The following is a 22,830-nucleotide window of genomic DNA, read 5'->3' as shown; positions in this document are numbered from 1 at the left end:
TGGGGTTTGATTATGCTCGACCGGGACGGCTTCAGGCCCAACGTCGGCATCATCCTGCTCAACCAGAGAAACCAGGTTTTCTGGGGCAAACGCATACGCACGCATTCCTGGCAGTTTCCGCAAGGCGGCATAGACCGCGGCGAAAGTCCGGAGCAAGCCATGTTCCGGGAACTGCACGAGGAAGTGGGGCTCCATCCGGAGCACGTGCGCATCGTGGCCCGTACCCGCGACTGGTTGCGCTACGAGGTGCCGGATCGGTTCATCCGCCGTGACGCACGGGGCCACTACAAGGGCCAGAAACAAATCTGGTATTTGCTGCAACTCATCGGCCACGACTGGGATCTGAACCTGCGTGCCACCGACCATCCCGAATTCGACGCATGGCGCTGGCACGACTACTGGGTGCCGCTCGACGTGGTCGTCGAGTTCAAGCGCGGCGTCTACGAGATGGCGCTGACCGAGCTTGCTCGCTACCTGCCACGGCAGGATTTCCGCAACCGCTTCCTTCGCAGCAACGTGCGCGCCCGTGAATTCGAGCGCCACATGCCAGACGGCGGCGCGCCCGCGGGCCTGGACCTGCCGCCCGGCGGCAGTTTCGACCCGCATCCCGACATCCATTCCGCGAGCGATGAACCTTCTCCTCCCCCGAACAAAACGCCCTTCCTTCCGTCGCAACGCTGAGCGCATTGTGCTTCTTGCCTGCTTCGGCATCCTTGCCGGCTGCGCATCGGGCAATCACGACACCGACAACCCTGACTGGGCGCAGTCGGGCATGCCCCCGCCGCCCAAGCGGTCCGAGGCGGACGCCGAATGGGAAGAAACCGTCGCACCGCCGCCCCCGGCTTTCAGCGAGAGCCGGCTGCTGCCGATCGAGATGCCTCCGTACATGAGCCTGAAGTTCGGCATCGACCCGAACACGATCGCCATCACCCGCGACGGCATCGTGCGCTACGTGGTGGTGGCACAGAACCGCAATGGCGGCGGCGTCAACGCGTTCTACGAGGGCGTGCGCTGCTCGACCGGGGAAATGAAGAGCTACGCCCGCTACAACAACGGCGCCTGGCAGGAAACGAAGACGCCGGAGTGGAAGCGCATCAACGACCTGAATTCGCGCTACGCCAAGGCGCTGTCGACGCAGGCGCTGTGCCGCGGCAATGCGCCGCGCAACTCGGTCGGGGACATGGTCCAGAACCTGCGCAATCCGGTTCGCGAAGTGCAGTGAACCCGTAACGGGGCCTCGCGCCCCGTTTTTTTCCGTCAACTGGGCATCAGCACCATGTTGTCGCGGTGGACCATCTCCGGCTCCGCCACGTAACCCAGCAATCGCTCGAACTCGCTCGAGGGCTTGCGGCACAGCAGCCGCGCTTCGACGCTCGAGTAATTGGCCAGGCCGCGGGCCAGTTCGACACCGTCGACATCGCGCACCGCGATCACGTCGCCGCGCGAGAACTCGCCCGACACGCTGGTCATGCCGATCGGCAGCAGGCTCTTGCCTTCCGCGCGCACCTTGGCTGCGGCCCCGGCATCGACCGTGACAGCGCCGCGCAACTGCAGGTGGTCGGCCATCCAGCGCTTGCGCGCCTGGTGCTTGGCCGTCTGCGCCACCAGCAAGGTGCCGATGGGTTCGCCACGCGTCAGGCGCAGCAGGGCATCGGGCTCGCGCCCCCAGGCGATGACCGTGGAAGCACCCGACCCGGCAGCGCGCTTGGCCGCGAGGATCTTGGTGATCATGCCGCCGCGGCCGAGGCTGGAGCCCGCGCCGCCCGCCATGGCTTCGAGGGCGGGGTCGCCGGCCGCCGCCTCATGGACGAACTTTGCGTCCGGGTCCTTGCGCGGGTCGGCCGTGTAGAGGCCCTTCTGGTCCGTGAGGATGATCAGCGCATCGGCTTCGACCAGGTTGGCCACGAGCGCGCCCAGCGTGTCGTTGTCGCCGAACTTGATCTCGTCGTTGACGACGGTGTCGTTCTCGTTGATGACCGGCACCACGCGCAGCCCGAGCAGCGTGACGAGCGTCGAACGTGCATTGAGATAGCGCTCGCGGTCGGCCAGGTCGGCATGGGTCAGCAGCACCTGGGCGCTGCCGATCTCGTTCTCGCGCAGCTTGGTCTCGTACATCTGGGCCAGGCCCATCTGCCCGACGGCCGCGGCCGCCTGGAGCTCGTGGACCTCATGCGGCCGGGTGCGCCAGCCGAGGCGCTTCATGCCTTCGGCGATGGCGCCGCTCGACACCATCACGACTTCGCGTCCGTCGCGCACCAGTACCGCGAGCTGCCGGCACCACTCGCCGATGGCGCCCTCGTCGAGGCCCCGCCCCTCGTTGGTCACGAGGCTGGAACCGACCTTGACGACGATTCGGCGGGCATCCCGCAAGGCAGTGGATCCGGAGTTCGAGGTCATTGGAGGCTTTGGCGGTCGTGTCGTGAATACTGCGTGTCGGCTGTCTATCTATGGAGCTGCATCGGCTGCCGATGCTCGGCGGCGCTCAGGCCGGATCGGGCGGCAGTTCGGCAAAGCGCGGATCGACCTCGAGCGGCACCTGCTCCGCCACCTGCTGCGCCTTGATGTGCTGGTAGACCGCCTGCACAAGGTGCTCGCAGCCCTCCCGCGTGAGCGCGGAGATCTCGAACACAGGACCCTTGAAGCGCATGCGCTTGACGAAGTCTTTCACGCGCGCTGCGCGTTCGTCGCCAGGCACCATGTCGAGCTTGTTGAGCACGAGCCAGCGCGGCTTCTCGTAGAGCGCGGTGTCGTACTTTTTCAGCTCGCCGACGATGGCCTTCGCCTGCGCCACCGGGTCGACGGCGTCGTCGAAGGGCGCCAGGTCGATCACGTGCAGCAGCAGGCGGGTGCGCTGGAGGTGGCGCAGGAACAGGTGGCCGAGGCCCGCGCCTTCCGACGCGCCCTCGATCAGGCCCGGAAGATCCGCCACCACGAAGCTCTGCTCAGGGCCTACGCGCACCACGCCGAGGTTCGGATGCAGCGTGGTGAAGGGATAGTCGGCGATGCGCGGGCGCGCATTCGAAATGGCGCTGATCAGGGTCGACTTGCCCGCATTCGGCATGCCGAGCAGCCCGACGTCGGCGAGCACCTTGAGTTCGAGCTTGAGGCTCTTCTTCTCGCCGGGCCAGCCCGGCGTCTTCTGCCGCGGGGCACGGTTGATGGCGCTCTTGAAACGCATGTTGCCGAAGCCGCCGTCGCCGCCCTTGGCGATGGTGACGACCTCGCCTTCCTTGAGCAGCTCATACAGCACCTCGCCCGTCTCGGCATCGGAAATGATGGTTCCGACCGGCATCTTCAACACGATGTCGTCGCCCGCGGCGCCGAACATGTCGGAGCCCATGCCGTGCTCGCCGCGCCTGGCCTCGTGGCGGCGCGAGTAGCGGAAGTCGACCAGGGTGTTGAGGTTGGAATCGGCCACCGCATAGACGTGGCCGCCGCGGCCGCCGTCGCCGCCGTTGGGGCCGCCGAATTCCTTGTATTTTTCATGACGGAACGACACGCAGCCGTTGCCGCCATCGCCCGCGGCGATGTCGATGAAGGCTTCGTCGACGAACTTCATGGGGTATCCAGTGTACAAATGAAGAAGCCCCGGCAAAGCGGGGCTTCGAGCTGATCGAAGTGACCTGGGCTTATGCCGCGGGGGTCACGTTGACCGTGTGCTTGTTCAGTGCGCCCTTGACGCCGAACGACACATGGCCGTCAACCAGTGCAAACAGCGTGTGGTCCTTGCCCACGCCGACATTCACGCCGGGGTGGAACTGGGTGCCGCGCTGGCGCACGATGATCGAGCCTGCGCTGATCAGTTCGCCGCCGAACGCCTTCACGCCGAGCATTTTGGGCTTGGAATCGCGCCCGTTTCGCGTTGAGCCGCCGCCTTTTTTCTGTGCCATGGAATCTGCTCCTTAGCCGGCGATCGCGCCGATTTGCAGTTCGGTGAACTGCTGGCGATGGCCTTGACGTTTCTGATAGTGCTTGCGACGGCGCATCTTGAAGATGCGAACCTTGTCGTGCTTGCCGTGCGACAGTACCGTGACTGTCACCGTTGCGCCGGACACCAGGGGCGTACCGACCTTGATTTCGCTGCCGTTGCCGACTGCGAGAACCTGATCGATCACGATTTCCTGGCCTACATCCGCAGCAATCTGTTCTACTTTAATTTTTTCGCCGGAAGCAACGCGATACTGCTTGCCGCCGGTTTTTATGACCGCGTACATGTGAACCTCTTGGGAATATGAGCTCTACGGCGAATTCCGCAGAGCCCAAGATTCTAGCACGGTTTGCGCGCGCTAACATGGTTTAGGCGCGACGCACGCCGGGACAGCACGCGCTCCTCCCTATAATCTGCGCCTTCCGGCCTTGTGCCGCTGCCACCTTCGTATTCAGACGCGCCGCGCGCAAACGCTTTGCCAGTTCACGCCGCCGATACCTCCCCCACCGCCACCGTGCTGGATTTGATCGCCGGCGACATGGTCGAAGTCGACCGTGTGATCTCGCGGCGCCTCGATACGGGCGTGCCCCTGGTCAGCCAGGTTTCCAAGTACATCATCTCCGCCGGCGGCAAACGCCTGCGGCCGGCGCTGCTGCTCCTAATGTCGGGCGCCCTCGGATACACGGGCGAGCAGCGCTTCAACCTGGCGGCGGTGGTGGAGTTCATCCACACGGCCACCCTGCTGCATGACGACGTCGTCGACGAGTCGACGCTGCGCCGCGGACGTCCGACGGCCAACGAATCGTTCGGCAACCCCGCCAGCGTGTTGGTCGGCGACTTCCTGTATTCACGTGCCTTCCAGATGATGTTGGATGCAAACAACATGCGCATCATGCAAATTCTGGCCGAGGCGACCAACGTGATCGCAGAAGGCGAGGTGCTCCAGCTGATGAACATGCACGACGCTTCACTGGACGAAGCGGCGTACCTGCGCGTGATCCGCTCCAAGACCGCCAAGCTTTTCGAAGCCAGCACACGGCTCGCGGCCGTGCTGGCGGGCGCCACGCCCGAGGTCGAGGAAGCCTGCGCCACCTATGGCCAGGCGCTGGGCACCGCGTTCCAGGTGATCGACGACGTGCTCGACTACGCCGGAGACGCCCACGAAACCGGAAAGAACGTGGGCGACGACCTGCGCGAAGGCAAGACCACGCTGCCGCTGATCTTCGCCATGCGGCGCGGCAGCCCCGCCCAGGGCGCGCTGGTGCGCGCGGCCATCGAGGCCGGCGACACGGCCCAGCTTGGCAAGATCATCGAAATCGTCCACAGCACGGGCGCGCTGGAGGCCTCGCGCGCCGCTGCGGCCGATGAGGCAAAACGCGCGATTCATGCGTTGCGCGACTTTCCGTCCAATTTGCACGCCGACGGTTTGCTACAATTGGCGGCTCAGTTGCTTGAGCGACGTGCCTGAACACCTCACAAGAGTTGGCAAGGACGACTTCTCTTTTTCTGCAACCAATCGGGGTGTAGCTTAGCCTGGTAGAGCGCTACGTTCGGGACGTAGAGGCCGGAGGTTCGAATCCTCTCACCCCGACCAGTCTTTTCGGCTGGCACCAATAATGCCCATGCCTGTTGCTGCGTAGCGATTTACATGGCGAGGGCGTTCAGCGATGATCGTGAAGCATTTTTTCACATCTCTTGCAATTTCGCTGAATGGCTGCCGCCGAACTTCCTGTTAAAGAAAACACGCAAATCGCCCTCCCGGGCCTTGCGCGCGCCTTGGTTTCAGCCGGCAAGCTTCCTGCGAAGACTGCGGAAGACATCTACCAGAAGTCGCTGAGCAGTCGCACCAGCTTCATTGCCGAGCTGACCGGCAGCGGCGCCGTATCGGCCGCAGACCTGGCCCACACGCTTTCTTCCGCTTTCGGCGCCCCGCTGCTCGACCTGGACGCCATCGACCACCAGCGCCTGCCCAAGGACCTGGTGGACCCGAAGCTGTGCCTCGCCTACCGCATCGTGGTGCTCAGCAAGCGCAACAACCGTCTCATTGTTGCAACAGCGGACCCCTCGGACCAGCAGGCCGTGGAAAAGATCAAGTTTGCGTCCCAGATGGGCGTGGACTGGGTCATCGCCGAATACGACAAGCTGTCGCGCATGATCGAGGCCGCCGCTGTCAGCGCGTCGGAAACCCTCAACAACATCGTCGGCGGGGGGGACTTCGAGTTCGACGATGTCATGGCCGATACGTCGGGCGACGCCAACGAACAGGCGGCCGTCGCCGAAGTCGAGGATGCCCCGGTCGTCCGGTTCCTGCACAAAATGCTGCTCGACGGCGTCAGCATGCGGGCCTCGGACATTCACTTCGAGCCCTACGAGCACAACTACCGCGTGCGCTTTCGCATCGACGGCGAACTGCGCGAAATCGCGAGCCCGCCCACGCTGATCAAGGACAAGCTGGCTTCGCGGATCAAGGTCATTTCGCGGCTCGACATCTCTGAAAAACGCGTGCCGCAGGACGGCCGCATGAAGCTCAAGATCGGCCCGGATCGCGTGATCGACTTTCGCGTGAGCACGCTGCCCACGCTGTTCGGCGAAAAGATCGTGATCCGTATTCTCGACCCGAGCAGTGCACGCCTGGGCATCGATGCGCTCGGCTACGACGCCGATGAAAAGGAGCGGTTGCTGAATGCGATCGGGCGTCCCTACGGCATGGTGCTGGTGACGGGCCCCACGGGTTCCGGCAAGACGGTGTCGCTTTACACCTGCCTGAACCTGCTGAACCAGCCGGGCGTCAATATCGCCACGGCCGAAGACCCGTCCGAAATCAACCTCCCCGGCGTGAACCAGGTCAACGTGAACGAGCGTGCCGGACTCACGTTCGCCGCCGCGCTGCGCGCTTTCCTCCGGCAGGATCCCGACATCATCATGGTCGGCGAAATCCGGGACCTCGAAACCGCCGACATCTCGATCAAGGCCGCGCAGACGGGCCACCTGGTGCTTTCGACGCTGCACACCAATGACGCGCCGACCACGCTCACGCGCATGCGGAACATGGGCATTGCGCCGTTCAACATCGCCTCGAGTGTCATCCTGATCACGGCGCAGCGGCTGGCCCGCCGCCTGTGCCATTTGTGCCGCGCGCCGGCCGACGTGCCGCGCCAGGCTCTGCTCGACGCGGGCTTCAAGGACGCTGAACTCGATGGTTCCTGGAAGCCCTATCGTCCGGTCGGCTGCTCCGTGTGCAATGGTGGCTACAAGGGCCGGGTCGGCATCTACCAGGTGATGCCGATCTCCGAAGCGATCCAGGCCATCATCCTGCGCGACGGCAGCGCGCTGGACATTGCGCGCCAGTCCGAAGCCGAGGGCGTTCGCTCGTTGCGGCAGTCCGGCCTCAGAAAAGTCATGCAAGGGCTCACCTCACTCGAAGAAGTGCTGGCGGTCACCAACGAATAACGAACGAACACACTGCAAATCGGAGATCGAATGGCAACAGTGGCATCCACCCGCACCTCAAGCACGCTCAAGGAATTCGTCTACGAGTGGGAAGGCAAGGACCGCAACGGCAAGCTGGTGCGCGGCGAGCTTCGGGCCGCCGGCGAGAACCAGGTTCAGGCCGCCCTGCGGCGCCAGGGGGTTCTCGCATCCAAGATCAAGAAGCGCCGCATGCGCTCGGGCAAGGCGATCAAGCCCAAGGACATTGCGATCTTCACGCGCCAGCTGGCAACGATGATGAAGGCCGGCGTGCCGCTTTTGCAGTCGTTCGACATCGTCGGCCGGGGCAATGCCAACGCAAGCGTTGCCAAGCTGCTCAACGACATCCGCAGCGACGTGGAGACCGGGACCTCGCTTTCAGCCGCCTTCCGCAAGTTTCCGAAGTATTTCGACAACCTCTACTGCAACCTGGTGGAAGCCGGCGAAGCGGCCGGTATCCTGGAAGACCTGCTGGACCGCCTGGCCACCTACATGGAAAAGACCGAGGCGATCAAGTCCAAGATCAAGTCGGCGCTGATGTACCCGACGTCGGTGGTCGTGGTCGCGTTCGTGGTGGTCGCCATCATCATGATCTTCGTGATTCCGGCGTTCAAGCAGGTGTTCACCTCTTTCGGCGCCGATCTGCCCGCCCCGACGCTGTTCGTGATGGCCATGAGCGAATTCTTCGTCTCCTACTGGTGGCTGATCTTCGGCGTGATCGGCGGAGGCACTTACTTTTTCCTGCAGGCCTGGAAACGCAACGAACGCGTGCAGCGGGTCATGGACCGCGCGCTGCTGCGCGTGCCGATCTTCGGCACGCTGATCGAAAAGTCGTGCGTGGCCCGATGGACCCGCACCCTTGCCACCATGTTCGCCGCCGGCGTTCCGCTGGTCGAAGCGCTCGACTCGGTGGGCGGTGCGTCGGGCAACACGGTGTACGGCGACGCCACGGCCAAGATCCAGCAAGAGGTTTCGACCGGCACCAGCCTCACCACGGCCATGACCAACGTCAACCTGTTCCCGTCGATGGTGATCCAGATGACGGCCATCGGCGAAGAATCCGGCTCCATCGACCACATGCTCGGCAAGGCGGCGGACTTCTACGAATCCGAAGTGGACGACATGGTCGCGGGCCTCTCGAGCCTGATGGAACCCATCATCATCGTGTTCCTCGGCACGATCATCGGCGGCATCGTGGTGTCGATGTACCTGCCCATCTTCAAGCTGGGCCAAGTCGTCTGATGCTGGTTTCGCAGGAGTTCGACGCCGCTTTCGCCGGCGTCCTGGGGTTGTTGGTCGGCAGTTTCCTCAACGTGGTGATCTACCGCACGCCGGTGATGATGTACCGCGGCTGGCTCGCCGATGCCGTGGCCAACCTGATGTCGTCCAAGGATGTTCCATCGCTGTGGTCGCTGGTGTTCGGGCCGAAGACCGCGCCCCCGCCCGGCCTTGAAGCCGCGGCGGACAAGGCAGCGCTGGCGATCGAGGGCCTGCCGCCCTTCGACCTGGCCCGTCCGGCCTCGCGATGCGGAGCCTGCGGGCACAAGATCCGCTGGTACGAGAACATTCCGGTGCTGAGCTACCTGGTGCTGCGGGGCCGTTGCGCCGCCTGCAAGACCTCCATCAGTCCGCGCTATCCGCTGGTCGAACTGATCACCGGGGTGCTGTTCGCTCTTTGCGCTTACCGCTTCGGCCTCACGCCCACCGGCGCGCTCTGGGCCGCCTTCGCGGCGCTACTGATCTGCCAGTTCCTGATCGATTTCGACACCCAGTTCCTGCCCGATGCGCTCAACTATCCGCTGCTCTGGCTGGGGCTCATCGGCGCGGCCATGGGCTGGACCGGCATCGCGCTGAGTTCGTCGCTCTGGGGCGCGGTGTTCGGCTACCTGAGCCTCTGGCTTGTGTACCATGGCTATCGCCTGGTCACGGGCAAGGAAGGCATGGGATATGGCGACTTCAAGCTGCTGGCGGCACTGGGTGCATGGTTCGGGGCCGACTACCTCATTGCCATCATCCTCGTCTCATCGCTGGTGGGCGCCGTGATCGGCCTGACGCTGCGTTTCGTCGGCAAGCTGGCGCACAAGGACATTCCCATGGCCTTCGGCCCCTTCCTTGCCGGTGCGGGCCTTGTCTGCCTCGTGGCGGGCCCCGAACTCGTGCGGCAATGGATTCCATTCGCCTTCCCGCTCGGCGCATTTGCCCGTTGAAGAGCCAGTGATGCGGCGCATCGGTCTGACCGGGGGCATCGGAAGCGGCAAAAGCACGGTCGCCGCGTTGCTGGTTGCAGAAGGTGCAGTCCTGGTCGACACCGACGCCATCGCGCGCCGCATCGCGCAGCCCGGAGGCCTTGCGATGCCCGCCATCGAGGCTGCCTTCGGCCGGGCGGCCATTGCACCGGACGGCGGCCTGGATCGCGCCGGAATGCGGCAGCTCGTGTTCGCCGACAACAGCGCGAAGAAGCGCCTCGAATCGATCCTGCATCCGCTGATCGGTGCCGAGACCGAGCGCCTGGCGTCCGCCGCGGGCCCGGACGCCGTGGTGGTTTTCGACGTACCGCTGCTGGTCGAATCCGGCCGCTGGCGGGCCCTCGTGGACAGGGTGCTCGTGGTCGATGCCAGCGAGGAAACGCAATTGCGACGCGTCATGGCGCGCTCCGGCTGGACGCACGAGGCCGTGCGCGCCGTGATTGCCCAGCAGGCTGCGCGCAAGCTGCGCCGGGCTGCCGCGGATGCGGTCATTTTCAACGAGACGCTCTCGCTGGAGGAACTCGGTGGACAGGTGCGGAGTCTCTGGAAGCGGTGGGCCCCGCCCGGCACGCGATAATCCGAGACTTGCCGCCGCAGCGGCCGCATAACGATCAAGACAAAAAAGGCGCTCGCCGGAGTGCCCTCCCTCCCGCGATGCTTTTCAATTCGTATCCCTTTATTTTTGTCTTTTTTCCGCTGGTCCTGATCGGCTTCTTCCTGATCGGCAAGCGCAACGCCCGGTCCGCGGCGGGCTTTCTCGCCCTGGCCTCGCTGTTCTTCTACGGCTGGTGGAGCGTCAAGGCGCTTCCACTCCTGGTGGCGTCCATCTGCATCAACTACTGGTTCGGGCTGCACCTCTCGCCCGCGCCCGGCCGGGATGACCGCAAACGGAAGTCGCTGCTGGTGCTGGCACTGGTGGTCAACCTGGGTGTGCTTGCGGTCTTCAAGTACGCCAACTTCTTCGTGTCGAACGTGAACGACGGACTGGCCGCGGCCGGCCTGTCGCAGATTCCGATGCTGCACATCGTGCTGCCGATCGGCATCTCGTTCTACACCTTCACCCAGATCGCCTTCCTGGTCGACTGCTGGCAGGGCAAGGTGCATGAGCGCAGCTTCATCCACTACGTGCTGTTCGTCACCTACTTTCCGCACCTGATCGCTGGCCCGGTGCTGCATCACGCGCAGATGATGCCGCAGTTCGCGAACCCGGCCACCTACCGGCTGGACCCCAACAAGGTCGCGCTCGGCGTGGCGATCTTCACCTTCGGCCTCGCGAAGAAGCTGCTGATCGCGGACCCGATGGGCCAATACGCCGACATGATGTTCAACGGCGTGCACAAGGGCATCGAGCCCACGCTCTACACCTCGTGGTTCGGCGCGCTGGCCTATACGCTGCAGATCTATTTCGACTTCTCGGGCTATTCGGACATGGCCGTCGGCCTCTCGCTATGCCTGGGCGTGCAGCTGCCGCTCAATTTCCGCTCGCCCTACAAGTCGACCAACATTATCGAATTCTGGCGGCGCTGGCACATCTCGCTGTCGAACTTCCTGCGCGACTATCTCTACGTGCCGCTGGGCGGCAACCGCAAGGGTCCGGCGCGACGCTACCTGAACCTGTTCCTCACGATGCTGCTTGGCGGGCTCTGGCACGGCGCCGCATGGACCTTTGTGATCTGGGGCGCGCTGCACGGCGTGTTCCTGATGATCAACCACCTGTGGAATGCCAAGGTGCGGCGCAACGCCACGCCGGGCCGCGTGGCCCACGTGCTGGGCTGGCTGCTGACCTTCCTTTGCGTGGTGCTGGCCTGGATCGTCTTCCGCGCCGACGGCGTGCATACGGCCATGGCCATCTACAAGGGCATGCTCGGGCTGCATGGTGCGCCGGCCTCGGCCTTCAGCGAACTCGGCCCGGTGCCGTTCCGCAAACCCGAGTTCTTCCAGACCATGCTGGTCGGCATCATCATCTGCCTTGCGTTGCCTCCGACGATCTCGCTCGAGCGCTGGATTCCCCATCCGAAGGCGGTTGCGGGCCAGCCCGTCATGGCCTGGGTCTCCTCGGCCGTGCTCGCGATCGGCACTTTCGCGCTCTTCGCCTGGTGCGTCTCGAAGCTGGGCAACTACAGCCCGTTCCTCTATTTCCAATTCTGATTCGACATGACGACGCCCGCCAAAGTCTGGCTGCGATTCTTCCTCATCGGCTACATCGCCCTGATGGCGCTGTGGATCGTTTCGCTCACCAGCCCCGTGCCTTACGGCGACCTCACGCGGATTGGCCGCCTGTCTGAACGCGAGTTCGGCTGGACCGCCCCGCCACCCCAGGTCGACCCTGCCTTGCTGAAAGGCACGCCCGTCGACCAGGCCGACATCCTGGTCATCGGCGACAGCTTCTCCATGACCTTCCGCTGGCAGTCCGTGCTTGCCAAGGCCGGCTACCGCGTCTCGACCACCTACTGGGGCCAGTATGAAAATGCGCTCTGCGGCGACTTCGACCAGTGGATCGCGCGCACAGGCTTCAAGGGCAAGCTGATCATCATCGAGAGCGTGGAACGCCTGCTGGGCGACCGCACCAGGGACAGCATGAAGTGCCAGAAGATGATCCGGCCCTTCGACGCCATGGACCATCCCCTGATCACGCCGGACGAAACCGTGCCGAGCCCCGCACCCAACTGGAACGTGCAGTTCATGACGGGGATCACGACCTACTACAACACCTGGAAAGCGAAAAAGTCTGAAACAGACATTCACTTCGACTGGAACACCTGGGTTCGGCCGGTGCCCGATGGTTGCAAGCTCTTTTCCCATCGCTCCTGCGACAAGATGCCCTTTTTCGCCGAAGATGACGACAATGGCCCGTTGACTCCCGCGCACCTGGAGTGGATGAAGAATTTCACAAAGGTGCACAGCAAGCTTCCTATCATGTGGATGGTGATTCCCAACAAGACCACCGTGTACCTGAAGCCCGATTACTCCAAGGATTTCGAAGCCGGGTTCCGCGCGTCCGGGCTGGGACCCGATCTCTACGCATTCACGCGCGAGAAGCACACGCAGATTCGCGACTTCTATTTCTCGAACGACACCCACATGTCCATGCACGGCCAGCTCGCGCTGGGAGAACGCATGCTCACCGCCGTGCGCGAAGTGCTGCCCACGCCACCATCGAAATCGCCCTGAAGCTATGATGGCGCGACAGGAAACCGACAAAAACGCGTGATCCTCTACGAGTACCCTTTCAACGAGCGCATCCGCACCTACCTGCGGCTGGAGCACCTCTTCCGCCGGCTCGGGGAACTGGTGCCCTCGGAATCCGCCCTCTCGCATCACTACGCATTGGTCACGATCTTCGAGATCATGGACGTTGCCGCACGCGCCGACCTCAAGGCCGACGTGATGCGCGATCTCGACAAGCACAAGAACGTCTTCAACAGCTATCGCGGCAATCCGGCCATTGCCGAAGCCGTGCTCGACCAGGTGGTGGGGCAGCTCGAGCGCAACTTCGCAACGCTCAACGGCGTTGCCGGCAAGGCCGGACAGGCCCTGACCGAAAACGAGTGGCTCATGAGCATTCGAAGCCGCGCGGGCATTCCGGGCGGCACCTGCGAATTCGATCTGCCCGCCTATTACGCCTGGCAGCACCGCAGCGCCGCAAGCCGCCGCGCCGATCTCGAACGCTGGTCCGCCACGCTGTCCCCCCTGGCCGAATCCATCTACCTGCTGCTCAAGCTGCTGCGCGATGCCGATGTACCGTACAAGGTCATTGCCACGGGCGGCCAGTTCCAGCAAAACCTGCCGCAAGGCCGCAGCTTCCAGTTGCTGCGGCTGCGCATCGATCCCGCGCTGGGGCTCATTCCCGAGATCAGCGGCAACCGGCTCATGGTTTCAGTGCGGCTCATGCGGCACGAAGCCGACGACCGGCTGCACCCCAGCACGGACGACACGGCATTCGAACTCACCCTTTGCGCATGAGCCCCCGCCCGGCCGCTCCGAAGGGGGCTCGCACCGCCGTGCGGAGCACGGAGGTTACCCAATGAGCGATGTGAAACGGATCGGCGAGCGGATCGTCCGCTGCCCCTCGTGTGGCGGCGACAGTGTCTATGCCGAGCGCAACCCCTACCGCCCGTTCTGCAGTGCGCGATGCAAGGGCATCGATTTCGGGGCCTGGGCCAGCGAGGAGTTCCGGATGCCGGCAGAAGCCCCGGCCGACGACGAGCCCTTCGGCGACCCGAAGAAGGTTCAGTGAACGTCTCCTGAGCTACGGCGCGAGAAAGACGCGGTCCAGGTAGTCCGCGTGCTCGCGGACGTACGCTGGACGCAAGTGCTCCCGGTCCTTGTAGACCGGCGAATCGTCGGGTGTCGCCCGGAGGCACTGCCCATCCGCACAGAGCCTTGCCACCACGTCGATGGGCTCCGCACCGCTGGAGAGCGCGAGCGCGCGCAGTTGCTCATTGAGCCTCGCCTGTTCCGGCGGCAGGGGCGCGGCAGGCGTGCTGGTCAGCGCCACCATCTTGCCCATGCGGCTGCCTTCGATGAGGCGCCGCGGCTCGAACTCGGGGCCGCTGGCGTTGTCCAGCAACAGGTAGACCTTCTTCTTGTGCTGCACCAGCTGCGCCAGCAGCTTTTCGAGCGACGCCAGCGAGCGCCCGAGGCCGGCGCCGCCATTGTTCACGAGGTAGGCCGAAGCACCGTCCTGAAAGTAGAACGGCAGCGGAAAGTTGCCCGTGAAATAGCAGTTCCAGCAGGCCCCGACCACCACGGTGTCGATCTGCGGATCGAGGGCCAGCGCGAGCATTTCGCGGCGCGCCTGCTCGCAGCCCGGATTGCCCTCTGCAACCATGCCGGGCACCGGCGGGCAGGCGCCATAGGTAGAGAAGTAGGTCGTCGCCATGCGCCCGGGCGCGCTGCGTGCAAGCTCCATGGCACGGGGCGCGTATTGCAGGATGTGGCTGTCGCCGATCAGCAGGACCTTGCGGGACCCGTCGCCCACGCGCTTGACCGGATAGGCGCCGATCTTCTGCTGCTCGAAGCCGGCGTAGTAGTTGTCGTCCACGGTGGCGTCGGTCACCTTGCGCAGCAGCTCGCTGCCGTTGCGAGGCGGCATGCCGCCCAGCGCCAGCAGCCCGGTGACCGCGATCGCCATGCTGCCGCCCACGAGCGCGCGCAGCATGCCGACGTGCACCCGCGCCCTGGTGAAGCGCTCGACGAAGCGATAGGTAAGCCAGGCCAGCGCCACGCTCGCCAGCACCATTGCCGCACGCACGCCGGGCGATGGCTCGCCTTCGTTCACGATGCGCGCGTAGATCAGCAAGGGCCAATGCCACAGATAGAGCGGATAGCTGATGAGGCCGATCCACACCATCGGACGGCTGGCGAGCACGTGCCTGTTCAGCACCCCCGCAGGCCCGGCCGCGATACAGCTCGCCGCGCCCAGCGTGGGCAGCAGCGCCCACCAACCCGGAAACGCCTTGTCGCTGCGGGTCATCACGAGCCCCAGCACGATCAGCCCCACGCCCACGCAGGACTGCACGTGGCTGCGCCAGGCTGGCACCGGTTCCTTGGCGGGCCGCAACCGCATGCAGGCCAGGATGCCGCCCACCATCAGTTCCCAGAAGCGCGAAACGGGCGAGTAGAAGGCCGCCGTGCGAAAGGGATGGATCGTCAGCACGTTGACCAGAAACGAAACCACCGCCAGCACCCAGAGCAACCGGAGAATCGGCCAGCGCCGGCGCCAGGCCAGCGCCAGCAGCATGGGCCAGAAAATGTAGAACTGCTCCTCGATGCCCAGTGACCACAGGTGCAGCAGCGGCTTGGTCTCCGCGGCCGTATCGAAATAGCCGGCTTCGCCCCAGAAGATGAAATTGGCAATGAAGGCCGCGCCGCCCGTCGCCTGCTTGCCGAGTTCGGCGAATTCCCTGGGCAGCAGCGCATACCAGCCGAAGGCGAGCGTGGCCAGCAGCACCAGCGTCAGCGCCGGAAAGATCCGCCGGATGCGTCGTGCATAGAAATCGGGGTAGCTGAAATCGCCCGCCGCATGGCTCTGCATGATGATCGTCGTGATCAGGAAGCCCGAGATCACGAAGAAGATATCGACGCCGATGAAGCCTCCCGGCAATGCGTCGGGAAACGCATGGAAGGCCAGCACCGACGCCACCGCCACGGCACGCAGGCCATCGATGTCGGCGCGGTACTTGGGATGCAGCATGTCTTGTCTCAGGCCCGCGGCGCCTGCAGGCCGCGCTCGCCCGACCTCGCGGCCCAGTCCATCAGGCCAGGGTCGAAACCGCCAGCGCCGCCGACGCGGGCAGCCCGCGCTCCTGGGTCAGCCATTCGAGCACCGGCAAGGCACCCGGCAGCACCGGGGCCACGTCGAGCGGCAGTTGCTGCCAGCGCATGGCCTGGCCTTCGCGCATTTCGAACTCGCCGCTCCAGGCCGTGACCTTGCACCAGTGCAGCCGCACCAGCGCATGCGGGTAGTCGTGCTCGGTCACTTTCCAGACCTCGGCACCCGCGATGGTGATGCCCAGTTCTTCGTGCAGCTCGCGGCGCAGTGCCTGCTCCACCGTTTCGCCGGCCTCGATCTTGCCGCCCGGAAACTCCCAGAAGCCTGCGTACGCCTTGCCCTCGGGCCGGGTCGACAGCAGCAGCGCATCGTCGGCCGGGCGGATCAGCACGCCGACAGCCACCTCGGTGTGCTTGCGGCCTTGGGATTGCGGCTGTGCGCTCATGCGGCGGCCCGCCCCGCGTAGTCGCGCGCAAACTGGTAGGCCACGCGGCCGCTGCGCGAACCGCGCTCGAGCGCCCACACCAGCGCCGCGGGACGCGCCGCCTCGATCGCGGCGGGGTCCACGCCGAACGACGACAGCCACTGCGCGACGATTGCCAGGTATTCGTTCTGGCTGAAGGGATAGAAGCTGACCCACAGGCCGAAGCGTTCCGACAGCGAGATCTTCTCCTCGATCACTTCGCCGGGATGCACTTCGCCGTCCTCGGTGTGGGTGTAGCTGAGGTTGTCCTTCATGTATTCCGGCAGCAGGTGGCGCCGGTTGCTGGTCGCGTAGATCAGCACGTTGGGCGTGGCCGCCGCAATCGAGCCGTCCAGGATCGACTTCAGCGCCTTGTAGCCCGGCTCGCCTTCATCGAAGCTCAGGTCGTCGCTGAACACGATGAATTTTTCGGGCCGCTGCGACACCACCTCGACGATGTCGGGCAGGTCAGTCAGCTCGGCCTTGTCGACTTCGATCAGTCGCAGCCCCTGCGGCGCATAGGCCTGCAGGCAGGCGCGGATGAGCGACGACTTGCCGGTGCCGCGCGCACCCGTCAGCAGCACGTTGTTGGCCGGCTTGCCTTCGACGAACTGGCGCGTGTTGCGCTCGATCTTTTCCTTCTGGACGTCGATTTCCTTGAGCGAATCGAGCGCCATCGCGGCCACGTGTTTCACCGGTTCGAGCACGCCATGGCCCGAGCTGCGGCGGCGATAGCGCCACGCGATCGACGCGTTCCAGTCGGCGGGGGCCGCCAGCGGCTGCGGCAGGATCGACTCGATGCGGCCGATCAGCTGCTCGGCGCGCTCTAGCAGCTTCTGGAATTGCTCATTCATGACCTGTAGTCGGCATTGATGGTCACGTAGTCGTGGCTCAGGTCGCAGGTCCACACCGTTTCGCTCGCGTTCCCGCGGCCCAGGCCGATGCGCACGGTGATCTCGCTCTGCTTCATCACGCGCTGGCCGTCTTCTTCACGGTAGGACGGGTTGCGCCCGCCCTTGACGGCCACGTGCACGTCGTCGAGGAACAGGTCGATGCCGGTCTGGTCGAGGTCGGCAATGCCCGCGTAGCCCACCGCCGCCAGGATGCGGCCGAGGTTCGGGTCGCTGGCAAAGAATGCGGTCTTGACGAGCGGCGAATGCGCCACGGCATAGGCCACCTGCTTGCACTCGGCGGCATCGCGGCCGCCTTCGACCTGGATGGTGATGAACTTGGTCGCGCCTTCGCCGTCGCGCACGATGGCTTGCGCCAGCAGGCGGGCCACGTTCTGCATGGCGGCCACGAGCGCCTGGCCGTCGGCCGACTCCAGCGAGGTGATGGTGGCGTGCGCGGCCTTCTGCGTGGCAATGACCACGAAGGAGTCGTTGGTCGACGTGTCGCCGTCGATCGTCACCCGGTTGAACGAGCCATCGGCCAGCTGTTTTGCCAGCGGCTGGATCAGCGCCGGATCGATCTTGGCATCGGTCGCCATGAAGCCCAGCATGGTCGCCATGTTCGGGCGGATCATGCCGGCGCCCTTGCTGATGCCGGTGATGGTGACGGTGGCGCCGCCGACCTGGACCTGCTGGCTGAAAGCCTTGGGAATCGTGTCGGTGGTCATGATGCCTTCGGCGGCACGTGCCCAATGCTTCTCCGAAGCGTCGGCCAGCGCGGCGGGCAGGCCGGCTTCGATGCGGTCCACGGGCAGCGGCTCCATGATCACGCCGGTCGAGAACGGCAGGATCTGCTCCGGCGCGATATCCAGATGGCGCGCGAGCGCGATGCAGGTGGAACGCGTGCGCATCAGGCCGTCTTCGCCCGTGCCCGCGTTGGCATTGCCGGTGTTGATCACCATCGCGCGAATGCCGTAGTTGGCTGCCAGGTGATCGCGGCAGACCTGCACCGGCGCGGCGCAGAAACGGTTCTGGGTGAACACGCCGCCGACCGCCGAGCCTTCATCGATGAGCACGACGGTCAGGTCCTTGCGGTTGGCCTTGCGCACGCCCGCTTCGGCCACGCCGATACGGACGCCGGGCACCGCGAACAAGGCGGCAGGATCAGGGGCGGACAGGTTCACGGGCATGGCGGTTTCTCTTCGGAAGTTTCTGGGTCAGCTGAGCTTGCCGTGGCAGTGCTTGAATTTCTTGCCACTGCCGCACGGGCATGGGTCGTTGCGGCCGACACGTGCGAACGCCGCGGCTTCGGCACCCAGGCTGCCGAGCCCCAGGCCCGCGGCCGCGATGCGGCGCTGGTTTTCCTCGTCCAGGCGCACCTCGACCTCGCCGGTTTCGGTCGGCGCGCTGTAGGTGATGTTCGAGACGTTCTCGCCGCGGCTCTCGAGGGCTTCCGCGGCCTCTTCGAGCTGCTCGCCCGACTGCACGCGCACCGTCATGAGCTGGCGCGTGACTTCGTTCTTGACCGAGTCGAGCAGCTGGCCGAAGAGTTCGAAGGCTTCGCGCTTGTATTCCTGCTTGGGCTGCTTCTGCGCATAGCCGCGCAAATGAATGCCCTGGCGCAGGTAGTCGAGCGAGGCCAGGTGCTCGCGCCAGTGCGTGTCGATACTCTGAAGCAGCACCATGCGCTCGAACTGTGTGAAGTTTTCCTGGCCGATCAGCGCCACCTTGGCCCCGAAGCTGTCGTTGGCGGCATTGACCACCTTCTCGACGATGTCCTCGTCGGCCACGGCCTCGGCCGCCTCGACTTCCTTCTTGAGGGGCATGTCGATGCCCCACTCGTTGAACAGGGTCTTCTCGAGCGTGTCGAGGTCCCACTGTTCCTCGACCGATTCGGCCGGCACGTATTGCCGCACGAGATCGGTGAAATAGCCTTCGCGCAGCGCCGCGATCTGCGCCGTGAGGTCGGCCGCGTCGAGGATGTCGTTGCGCTGCTGGTAGATCACCTTGCGCTGGTCGTTCGACACGTCGTCGTATTCGAGCAGCTGCTTGCGGATGTCGAAGTTGCGCGCCTCGACCTTGCGCTGCGCGCTCTCGATGCTGCGCGTGACGATGCCGGCCTCGATGGCTTCGCCGTCGGGCATCTTGAGGCGGTCCATGATCGCCTTCACGCGGTCGCCCGCGAAGATGCGCATCAGCGGATCGTCCAGGCTCAGGTAGAAGCGCGAGGAGCCCGGGTCGCCCTGGCGGCCGGAACGGCCGCGCAGCTGGTTGTCGATGCGGCGCGATTCGTGGCGTTCGGTCGCGATGATGCGCAGGCCGCCGAGCGACTTCACGAACTCGTGATCCTTGGTCCATTCGGCACGGATGTGCGCGATGTCCGTCTGCTTGGTGGCTTCATCGCGGCCTTCGTCGTTCTCGATCGCCTCGATCATCTTCTCGATGTTGCCGCCCAGCACGATGTCGGTACCGCGGCCGGCCATGTTGGTCGCGATGGTGATCATCTTCGCGCGGCCGGCCTGCGCCACGATGTCGGCTTCGCGCGCATGCTGCTTGGCGTTGAGCACCTGGTGCGGCAGGTCCGCCTTGGTGAGCAGGCCGTCGATGATCTCGGAGTTCTCGATCGACGAGGTGCCCACCAGCACCGGTTGCCCGCGCTCGTAGCACTCGCGGATGTCCTGGATCGCCGCTTCGTACTTTTCGCGCGTGGTCTTGTAGACGCGGTCGAGCTGATCGTCCCGCTTGCTGATGCGGTTCGGCGGAATGATGACCGTCTCGAGGCCGTAGATTTCCTGGAACTCGTAAGCCTCGGTGTCAGCCGTTCCGGTCATGCCGGCCAGCTTGTTGTACAGGCGGAAATAGTTCTGGAAGGTGATGGAGGCGAGCGTCTGGTTCTCCGCCTGGATCTGCACGCCTTCCTTGGCTTCCACGGCCTGGTGCAGGCCGTCGCTCCAGCGCCGGCCCGTCATCAGGCGGCCGGTGAATTCGTCGACGATGACGACCTCGCCCTGCTGCACCACGTAATGCTGGTCGCGGTGGTACAGATGTCGTGCACGCAGCGCCGCGTTCAGGTGGTGCATCAGCGTGATGTTGGCCGGGTCGTAGAGCGAAGCGCCTTCGGGCAACAGCTTGAATTCGCTCAGCAGCTGCTCGGCCTTCTCGTGGCCGTCTTCGGTCAGGAACACCTGGTGCGTCTTCTCGTCGACCGTGAAGTCGCCCGGCACCGTGACGCCCTCGCCCGTGCGCGGATCGGCCTCGCCCTCTTGCTTGGTCAGCAGGGGCACCACCTTGTTGATGGCCAGGTACAGGTCGGTATGGTCTTCGGCCTGGCCGCTGATGATCAGCGGCGTGCGAGCCTCGTCGATCAGGATGGAGTCCACCTCGTCGACGATGGCGTAGTTCAGGCCGCGCTGAACCCGGTCGCCGGGCTCGTACACCATGTTGTCGCGCAGGTAGTCGAAGCCGTATTCGTTGTTGGTGCCGTAGGTGATGTCGCTGCCGTAGGCCTGCTGCTTTTCCTCGCGCGGCATCTGCGGCAGGTTGATGCCCACCGACAGTCCCAGGAAGTTGTACAGGCGGCCCATCCACTGGGCGTCGCGATTGGCGAGGTAGTCGTTCACCGTGACCACGTGCACGCCCTGGCCCGACAGTGCGTTCAGGTACACCGGCAGCGTGGCGGTCAGCGTCTTGCCTTCGCCGGTCCGCATTTCGGCGATCTTTCCGTTGTGGAGCGCCATGCCGCCGAGCAGCTGCACGTCGAAATGGCGCATCTTCATGACGCGCTTGGAGCCTTCGCGCACGGTGGCGAATGCTTCCGGCAGCAGGGCGTCGAGGGTTTCACCCTTGGCGATGCGGTCCTTGAACTCCTGCGTCTTGGCGCGCAGCCCGTCGTCGCTGAGCTTCTCGAACTCGGGTTCGAGCGCATTGATGCGCTCCACCGTCTTGCGATACTGCTTGAGGAGCCGGTCGTTGCGACTGCCGAAAATCTGGGTCAGGAAGTTGGTTGCCATTGGCGTGGAGATGGACGGGCACCTGACACACAGGCACTGCGACCGGATTCCCTAAGATATGGTGAAAGCAGTTGGGCGCGCCTTCTTCGAATGCAAGCCTCGAAAGCAAGCGGCTCCAGACCGGATCTGCCGGCGCAAGCGTCGGCAAACCGGGCATTTTAGCTGTCTTGTTCCATCCTCCGGATTACCCATGAATCGCCGCTCCGTCCCCCCTTTCACGCTGCAGCAGGCCGCCGAAGGCTCGCCCACCCTGGCGAGCCTGATTGCGCGGGCCCGCGACGCCAGCGAGCGGCTGCGGGCGGTCGAAGGATTGATTCCGCCGGCCATGCGCCCCGCCGTCCAGGCCGGCCCGGCCGAAGGGGACGTGTGGTGCCTGCTGGTCAACGGCAGCGCCGCGGCCGCCAAGCTGCGGCAGCTGTCGCCAATGCTGGTCACCCGGCTGCGGAACAAGGGCTGGGACGTGAACACGATCCGGATCAAGGTGCAATCCGGGCGCTGAACGAAAAACGGCCGGCCACGCAGACGGCCCGCCCCATCGAGACCTCGCTTATTGCGGCTGAAGCCCGATGTCATGCGCCACCTTCTGCCAGCGCTCGGCTTCCGCGCGCATGAAGGCGCGCAGCTCACCCGTGGTGGAACCCTTCAGCTGCACACCCAGCACCGACATGCGCTCCTTCACCGACGGATGGTCCAGCGCCGCGATCGCCTCGCGCCGCAGACGCTCGATCACCTCCAGCGGCGTCGTGGCGGGTGCCACCATGGCCCACCACTGGTCGATCTCGAGACCCTTGAGCCCGCTCTCCGCCAGGCCAGGCACATCCTTGAGCCCCGGAATGTTCACTCGCTGCGCGCTCGTCACCAGCAGCGGGCGGATCCTGTTGGCGCCCAGGAGGCTGGAACCGCTGGCCAGCGTCGCGAAGTGCCCGGCCACCGTGCCCGCCGCCACGTCGGTGAGCGCCGGCGCCGAGCCGCGATAGGGAACCATGTTGAACTTGATCTTCGTGCGGCTCGCCAGCAGTTCGGCCGCCAGATGGCTCACCGTGCCGGCGCCGCTGTGCGCGATGGCCGGCGGCATCGGCCGGGCGGCGGCCGTCTTGATGAAGGTCTTGAAATCCCGGCTGTCGTCCTCCATGCCCGCAAAGAAGACGAGGGGCGACGTGCCGATCATCGTCACCGGCGTGAAGTCGCGCAGCAGGTCGTAGGGCAACCGGGTCGTCACCGCGGGCGCAATCGCGTGCGGCAACTCGACGATGGCAAGCGTGTAGCCGTCGGGCGCGGCCTTGGCCGCAGCCTCGGTGCCGATCTGGCCGGCGGCGCCGGGGCGGTTGTCGACGATCACCGAACTGCCGATCGTCTGGCTCATGCGCTGCGCCATGGCGCGCGCAATGGCGTCGGTGCTCCCGCCAGCCGCCCACGGCACGATCAGCTTGATGGGTTTGTCGGGAAAAGCCGCCCAGGCGCGCTGCGCCGCGGCGGTGAACAGGGTAGCCGATCCGGCAGCCAGGAAGGCGCGGCGTTGCATTGCTTGCATGGTTTCGATTCCTTCTGGGT

General features: G+C 65.0%; 22 protein-coding genes and 1 tRNA gene. 13 read left to right on the top strand and 10 right to left on the bottom strand.

Features of this window, described 5'->3' with window-relative positions; genetic code table 11:
- The first annotated feature begins 12 nt into the window (after positions 1 to 12).
- Positions 13 to 681: an RNA pyrophosphohydrolase gene (locus ACAM55_RS04550; protein ID WP_369656335.1), complete on the top strand. Its 669-nt coding sequence runs from the start codon at positions 13 to 15 to the stop codon at positions 679 to 681.
- Positions 682 to 688: 7 nt separating this feature from the next.
- Positions 689 to 1,222, top strand: a complete 534-nt coding sequence (locus ACAM55_RS04545; protein WP_369654869.1) for a CNP1-like family protein — start codon at positions 689 to 691, stop codon at positions 1,220 to 1,222.
- 35 nt (positions 1,223 to 1,257) lie between these two features.
- Here the strand turns inward: ACAM55_RS04545 and proB are convergent, their stop codons facing one another.
- The 4 genes from proB to rplU form a co-directional block, all read right to left on the bottom strand.
- Complete coding sequence (gene proB / locus ACAM55_RS04540) at positions 1,258 to 2,397, bottom strand: glutamate 5-kinase (RefSeq protein ID WP_369654868.1); 1,140 nt, start codon at positions 2,395 to 2,397, stop codon at positions 1,258 to 1,260.
- Between the two features lie 85 nt (positions 2,398 to 2,482).
- Complete coding sequence (gene cgtA / locus ACAM55_RS04535; RefSeq protein ID WP_369654867.1) at positions 2,483 to 3,559, bottom strand: Obg family GTPase CgtA; 1,077 nt, start codon at positions 3,557 to 3,559, stop codon at positions 2,483 to 2,485.
- 70 nt (positions 3,560 to 3,629) lie between these two features.
- The gene (gene rpmA, locus ACAM55_RS04530; protein WP_369654866.1) at positions 3,630 to 3,890 is read right to left on the bottom strand and encodes a 50S ribosomal protein L27; all 261 of its coding nucleotides are present in this window, start codon (positions 3,888 to 3,890) and stop codon (positions 3,630 to 3,632) included.
- A gap of 12 nt (positions 3,891 to 3,902) precedes the next feature.
- Entirely contained in the window at positions 3,903 to 4,214 is a 312-nt protein-coding gene (rplU, locus tag ACAM55_RS04525) for a 50S ribosomal protein L21 (protein WP_028259151.1), read from the bottom strand.
- Between the two features lie 189 nt (positions 4,215 to 4,403).
- Between rplU and ACAM55_RS04520 the strand changes: the two genes are divergently transcribed.
- From ACAM55_RS04520 to ACAM55_RS04475, 10 genes are all read left to right on the top strand, one after another.
- Entirely contained in the window at positions 4,404 to 5,396 is a 993-nt protein-coding gene (locus ACAM55_RS04520; RefSeq protein WP_369654865.1) for a polyprenyl synthetase family protein, read from the top strand.
- A 49-nt stretch (positions 5,397 to 5,445) separates the two neighbouring features.
- A tRNA-Pro gene (locus ACAM55_RS04515) sits at positions 5,446 to 5,522 on the top strand.
- A gap of 116 nt (positions 5,523 to 5,638) precedes the next feature.
- Positions 5,639 to 7,378: a type IV-A pilus assembly ATPase PilB gene (pilB, locus tag ACAM55_RS04510; protein WP_369654864.1), complete on the top strand. Its 1,740-nt coding sequence runs from the start codon at positions 5,639 to 5,641 to the stop codon at positions 7,376 to 7,378.
- Positions 7,379 to 7,408: 30 nt separating this feature from the next.
- Entirely contained in the window at positions 7,409 to 8,638 is a 1,230-nt protein-coding gene (locus ACAM55_RS04505) for a type II secretion system F family protein (protein WP_369654863.1), read from the top strand.
- Positions 8,638 to 9,603: an A24 family peptidase gene (locus tag ACAM55_RS04500; RefSeq protein ID WP_369654862.1), complete on the top strand. Its 966-nt coding sequence runs from the start codon at positions 8,638 to 8,640 to the stop codon at positions 9,601 to 9,603. Before ACAM55_RS04505 ends, ACAM55_RS04500 begins: the two co-directional genes overlap by 1 nt.
- A gap of 10 nt (positions 9,604 to 9,613) precedes the next feature.
- Positions 9,614 to 10,219: a dephospho-CoA kinase gene (gene coaE, locus ACAM55_RS04495; RefSeq protein WP_369656334.1), complete on the top strand. Its 606-nt coding sequence runs from the start codon at positions 9,614 to 9,616 to the stop codon at positions 10,217 to 10,219.
- Between the two features lie 77 nt (positions 10,220 to 10,296).
- Complete coding sequence (locus tag ACAM55_RS04490; protein WP_369654861.1) at positions 10,297 to 11,790, top strand: MBOAT family protein; 1,494 nt, start codon at positions 10,297 to 10,299, stop codon at positions 11,788 to 11,790.
- A 6-nt stretch (positions 11,791 to 11,796) separates the two neighbouring features.
- Positions 11,797 to 12,813, top strand: a complete 1,017-nt coding sequence (locus ACAM55_RS04485; protein ID WP_369654860.1) for a hypothetical protein — start codon at positions 11,797 to 11,799, stop codon at positions 12,811 to 12,813.
- A gap of 36 nt (positions 12,814 to 12,849) precedes the next feature.
- A complete protein-coding gene (gene zapD, locus ACAM55_RS04480) occupies positions 12,850 to 13,605 on the top strand; it encodes a cell division protein ZapD (RefSeq protein ID WP_369654859.1) in 756 nt (251 codons plus the stop codon).
- 61 nt (positions 13,606 to 13,666) lie between these two features.
- The gene (locus ACAM55_RS04475; RefSeq protein ID WP_369654858.1) at positions 13,667 to 13,879 is read left to right on the top strand and encodes a DNA gyrase inhibitor YacG; all 213 of its coding nucleotides are present in this window, start codon (positions 13,667 to 13,669) and stop codon (positions 13,877 to 13,879) included.
- A gap of 12 nt (positions 13,880 to 13,891) precedes the next feature.
- Here ACAM55_RS04475 and ACAM55_RS04470 read toward each other — a convergent pair whose 3' ends face one another.
- From ACAM55_RS04470 to secA, 5 genes are all read right to left on the bottom strand, one after another.
- On the bottom strand, positions 13,892 to 15,838 hold the full coding sequence (locus tag ACAM55_RS04470; RefSeq protein WP_369654857.1) for an acyltransferase family protein: 1,947 nt from the start codon (positions 15,836 to 15,838) through the stop codon (positions 13,892 to 13,894).
- A 61-nt stretch (positions 15,839 to 15,899) separates the two neighbouring features.
- Positions 15,900 to 16,361 (bottom strand): (deoxy)nucleoside triphosphate pyrophosphohydrolase, encoded by a 462-nt coding sequence (locus ACAM55_RS04465; protein WP_369654856.1) that lies wholly within the window; start codon positions 16,359 to 16,361, stop codon positions 15,900 to 15,902.
- Positions 16,358 to 17,233 (bottom strand): ATP-binding protein, encoded by an 876-nt coding sequence (locus ACAM55_RS04460; RefSeq protein ID WP_369654855.1) that lies wholly within the window; start codon positions 17,231 to 17,233, stop codon positions 16,358 to 16,360. The genes ACAM55_RS04465 and ACAM55_RS04460 overlap by 4 nt, the downstream gene beginning before the upstream one ends.
- Positions 17,230 to 18,459 carry a bifunctional glutamate N-acetyltransferase/amino-acid acetyltransferase ArgJ gene (gene argJ / locus ACAM55_RS04455; RefSeq protein ID WP_369654854.1) on the bottom strand — a complete coding sequence of 410 codons (1,230 nt, stop codon included), beginning with the start codon at positions 18,457 to 18,459 and terminating at the stop codon, positions 17,230 to 17,232. The genes ACAM55_RS04460 and argJ overlap by 4 nt, the downstream gene beginning before the upstream one ends.
- A 27-nt stretch (positions 18,460 to 18,486) precedes the next feature.
- The gene (gene secA, locus ACAM55_RS04450; protein WP_369654853.1) at positions 18,487 to 21,279 is read right to left on the bottom strand and encodes a preprotein translocase subunit SecA; all 2,793 of its coding nucleotides are present in this window, start codon (positions 21,277 to 21,279) and stop codon (positions 18,487 to 18,489) included.
- Positions 21,280 to 21,469: 190 nt separating this feature from the next.
- Between secA and ACAM55_RS04445 the strand changes: the two genes are divergently transcribed.
- Positions 21,470 to 21,778 (top strand): hypothetical protein, encoded by a 309-nt coding sequence (locus ACAM55_RS04445; RefSeq protein ID WP_369654852.1) that lies wholly within the window; start codon positions 21,470 to 21,472, stop codon positions 21,776 to 21,778.
- A 48-nt stretch (positions 21,779 to 21,826) separates the two neighbouring features.
- Here the strand turns inward: ACAM55_RS04445 and ACAM55_RS04440 are convergent, their stop codons facing one another.
- The gene (locus ACAM55_RS04440) at positions 21,827 to 22,810 is read right to left on the bottom strand and encodes a Bug family tripartite tricarboxylate transporter substrate binding protein (RefSeq protein ID WP_369654851.1); all 984 of its coding nucleotides are present in this window, start codon (positions 22,808 to 22,810) and stop codon (positions 21,827 to 21,829) included.
- Positions 22,811 to 22,830 lie beyond the last annotated feature (20 nt).

Origin of the sequence: Variovorax sp. V213, from assembly GCF_041154455.1 — a bacterium.
Classification (GTDB): Bacteria; Pseudomonadota; Gammaproteobacteria; order Burkholderiales; family Burkholderiaceae_C; genus Variovorax.
The sequence above is the reverse complement of the archived record's forward strand: the minus strand, read 5'-3'. Positions and strand labels throughout refer to the sequence as shown.

Coding starts and splice junctions, on each gene's coding strand:
- ACAM55_RS04550 (WP_369656335.1), top strand. CDS start 13: ATGCTCGACCGGGACGGCTTCAGGCCCAACGTCGGCATCATCCTGCTC.
- proB (WP_369654868.1), bottom strand. CDS start 2,397: ATGACCTCGAACTCCGGATCCACTGCCTTGCGGGATGCCCGCCGAATC.
- cgtA (WP_369654867.1), bottom strand. CDS start 3,559: ATGAAGTTCGTCGACGAAGCCTTCATCGACATCGCCGCGGGCGATGGC.
- rpmA (WP_369654866.1), bottom strand. CDS start 3,890: ATGGCACAGAAAAAAGGCGGCGGCTCAACGCGAAACGGGCGCGATTCC.
- rplU (WP_028259151.1), bottom strand. CDS start 4,214: ATGTACGCGGTCATAAAAACCGGCGGCAAGCAGTATCGCGTTGCTTCC.
- pilB (WP_369654864.1), top strand. CDS start 5,639: ATGGCTGCCGCCGAACTTCCTGTTAAAGAAAACACGCAAATCGCCCTC.
- ACAM55_RS04505 (WP_369654863.1), top strand. CDS start 7,409: ATGGCAACAGTGGCATCCACCCGCACCTCAAGCACGCTCAAGGAATTC.
- ACAM55_RS04500 (WP_369654862.1), top strand. CDS start 8,638: ATGCTGGTTTCGCAGGAGTTCGACGCCGCTTTCGCCGGCGTCCTGGGG.
- coaE (WP_369656334.1), top strand. CDS start 9,614: ATGCGGCGCATCGGTCTGACCGGGGGCATCGGAAGCGGCAAAAGCACG.
- ACAM55_RS04490 (WP_369654861.1), top strand. CDS start 10,297: ATGCTTTTCAATTCGTATCCCTTTATTTTTGTCTTTTTTCCGCTGGTC.
- ACAM55_RS04485 (WP_369654860.1), top strand. CDS start 11,797: ATGACGACGCCCGCCAAAGTCTGGCTGCGATTCTTCCTCATCGGCTAC.
- ACAM55_RS04475 (WP_369654858.1), top strand. CDS start 13,667: ATGAGCGATGTGAAACGGATCGGCGAGCGGATCGTCCGCTGCCCCTCG.
- ACAM55_RS04470 (WP_369654857.1), bottom strand. CDS start 15,838: ATGCTGCATCCCAAGTACCGCGCCGACATCGATGGCCTGCGTGCCGTG.
- ACAM55_RS04465 (WP_369654856.1), bottom strand. CDS start 16,361: ATGAGCGCACAGCCGCAATCCCAAGGCCGCAAGCACACCGAGGTGGCT.
- ACAM55_RS04460 (WP_369654855.1), bottom strand. CDS start 17,233: ATGAATGAGCAATTCCAGAAGCTGCTAGAGCGCGCCGAGCAGCTGATC.
- argJ (WP_369654854.1), bottom strand. CDS start 18,459: ATGCCCGTGAACCTGTCCGCCCCTGATCCTGCCGCCTTGTTCGCGGTG.
- secA (WP_369654853.1), bottom strand. CDS start 21,279: ATGGCAACCAACTTCCTGACCCAGATTTTCGGCAGTCGCAACGACCGG.
- ACAM55_RS04445 (WP_369654852.1), top strand. CDS start 21,470: ATGAATCGCCGCTCCGTCCCCCCTTTCACGCTGCAGCAGGCCGCCGAA.
- ACAM55_RS04440 (WP_369654851.1), bottom strand. CDS start 22,810: ATGCAAGCAATGCAACGCCGCGCCTTCCTGGCTGCCGGATCGGCTACC.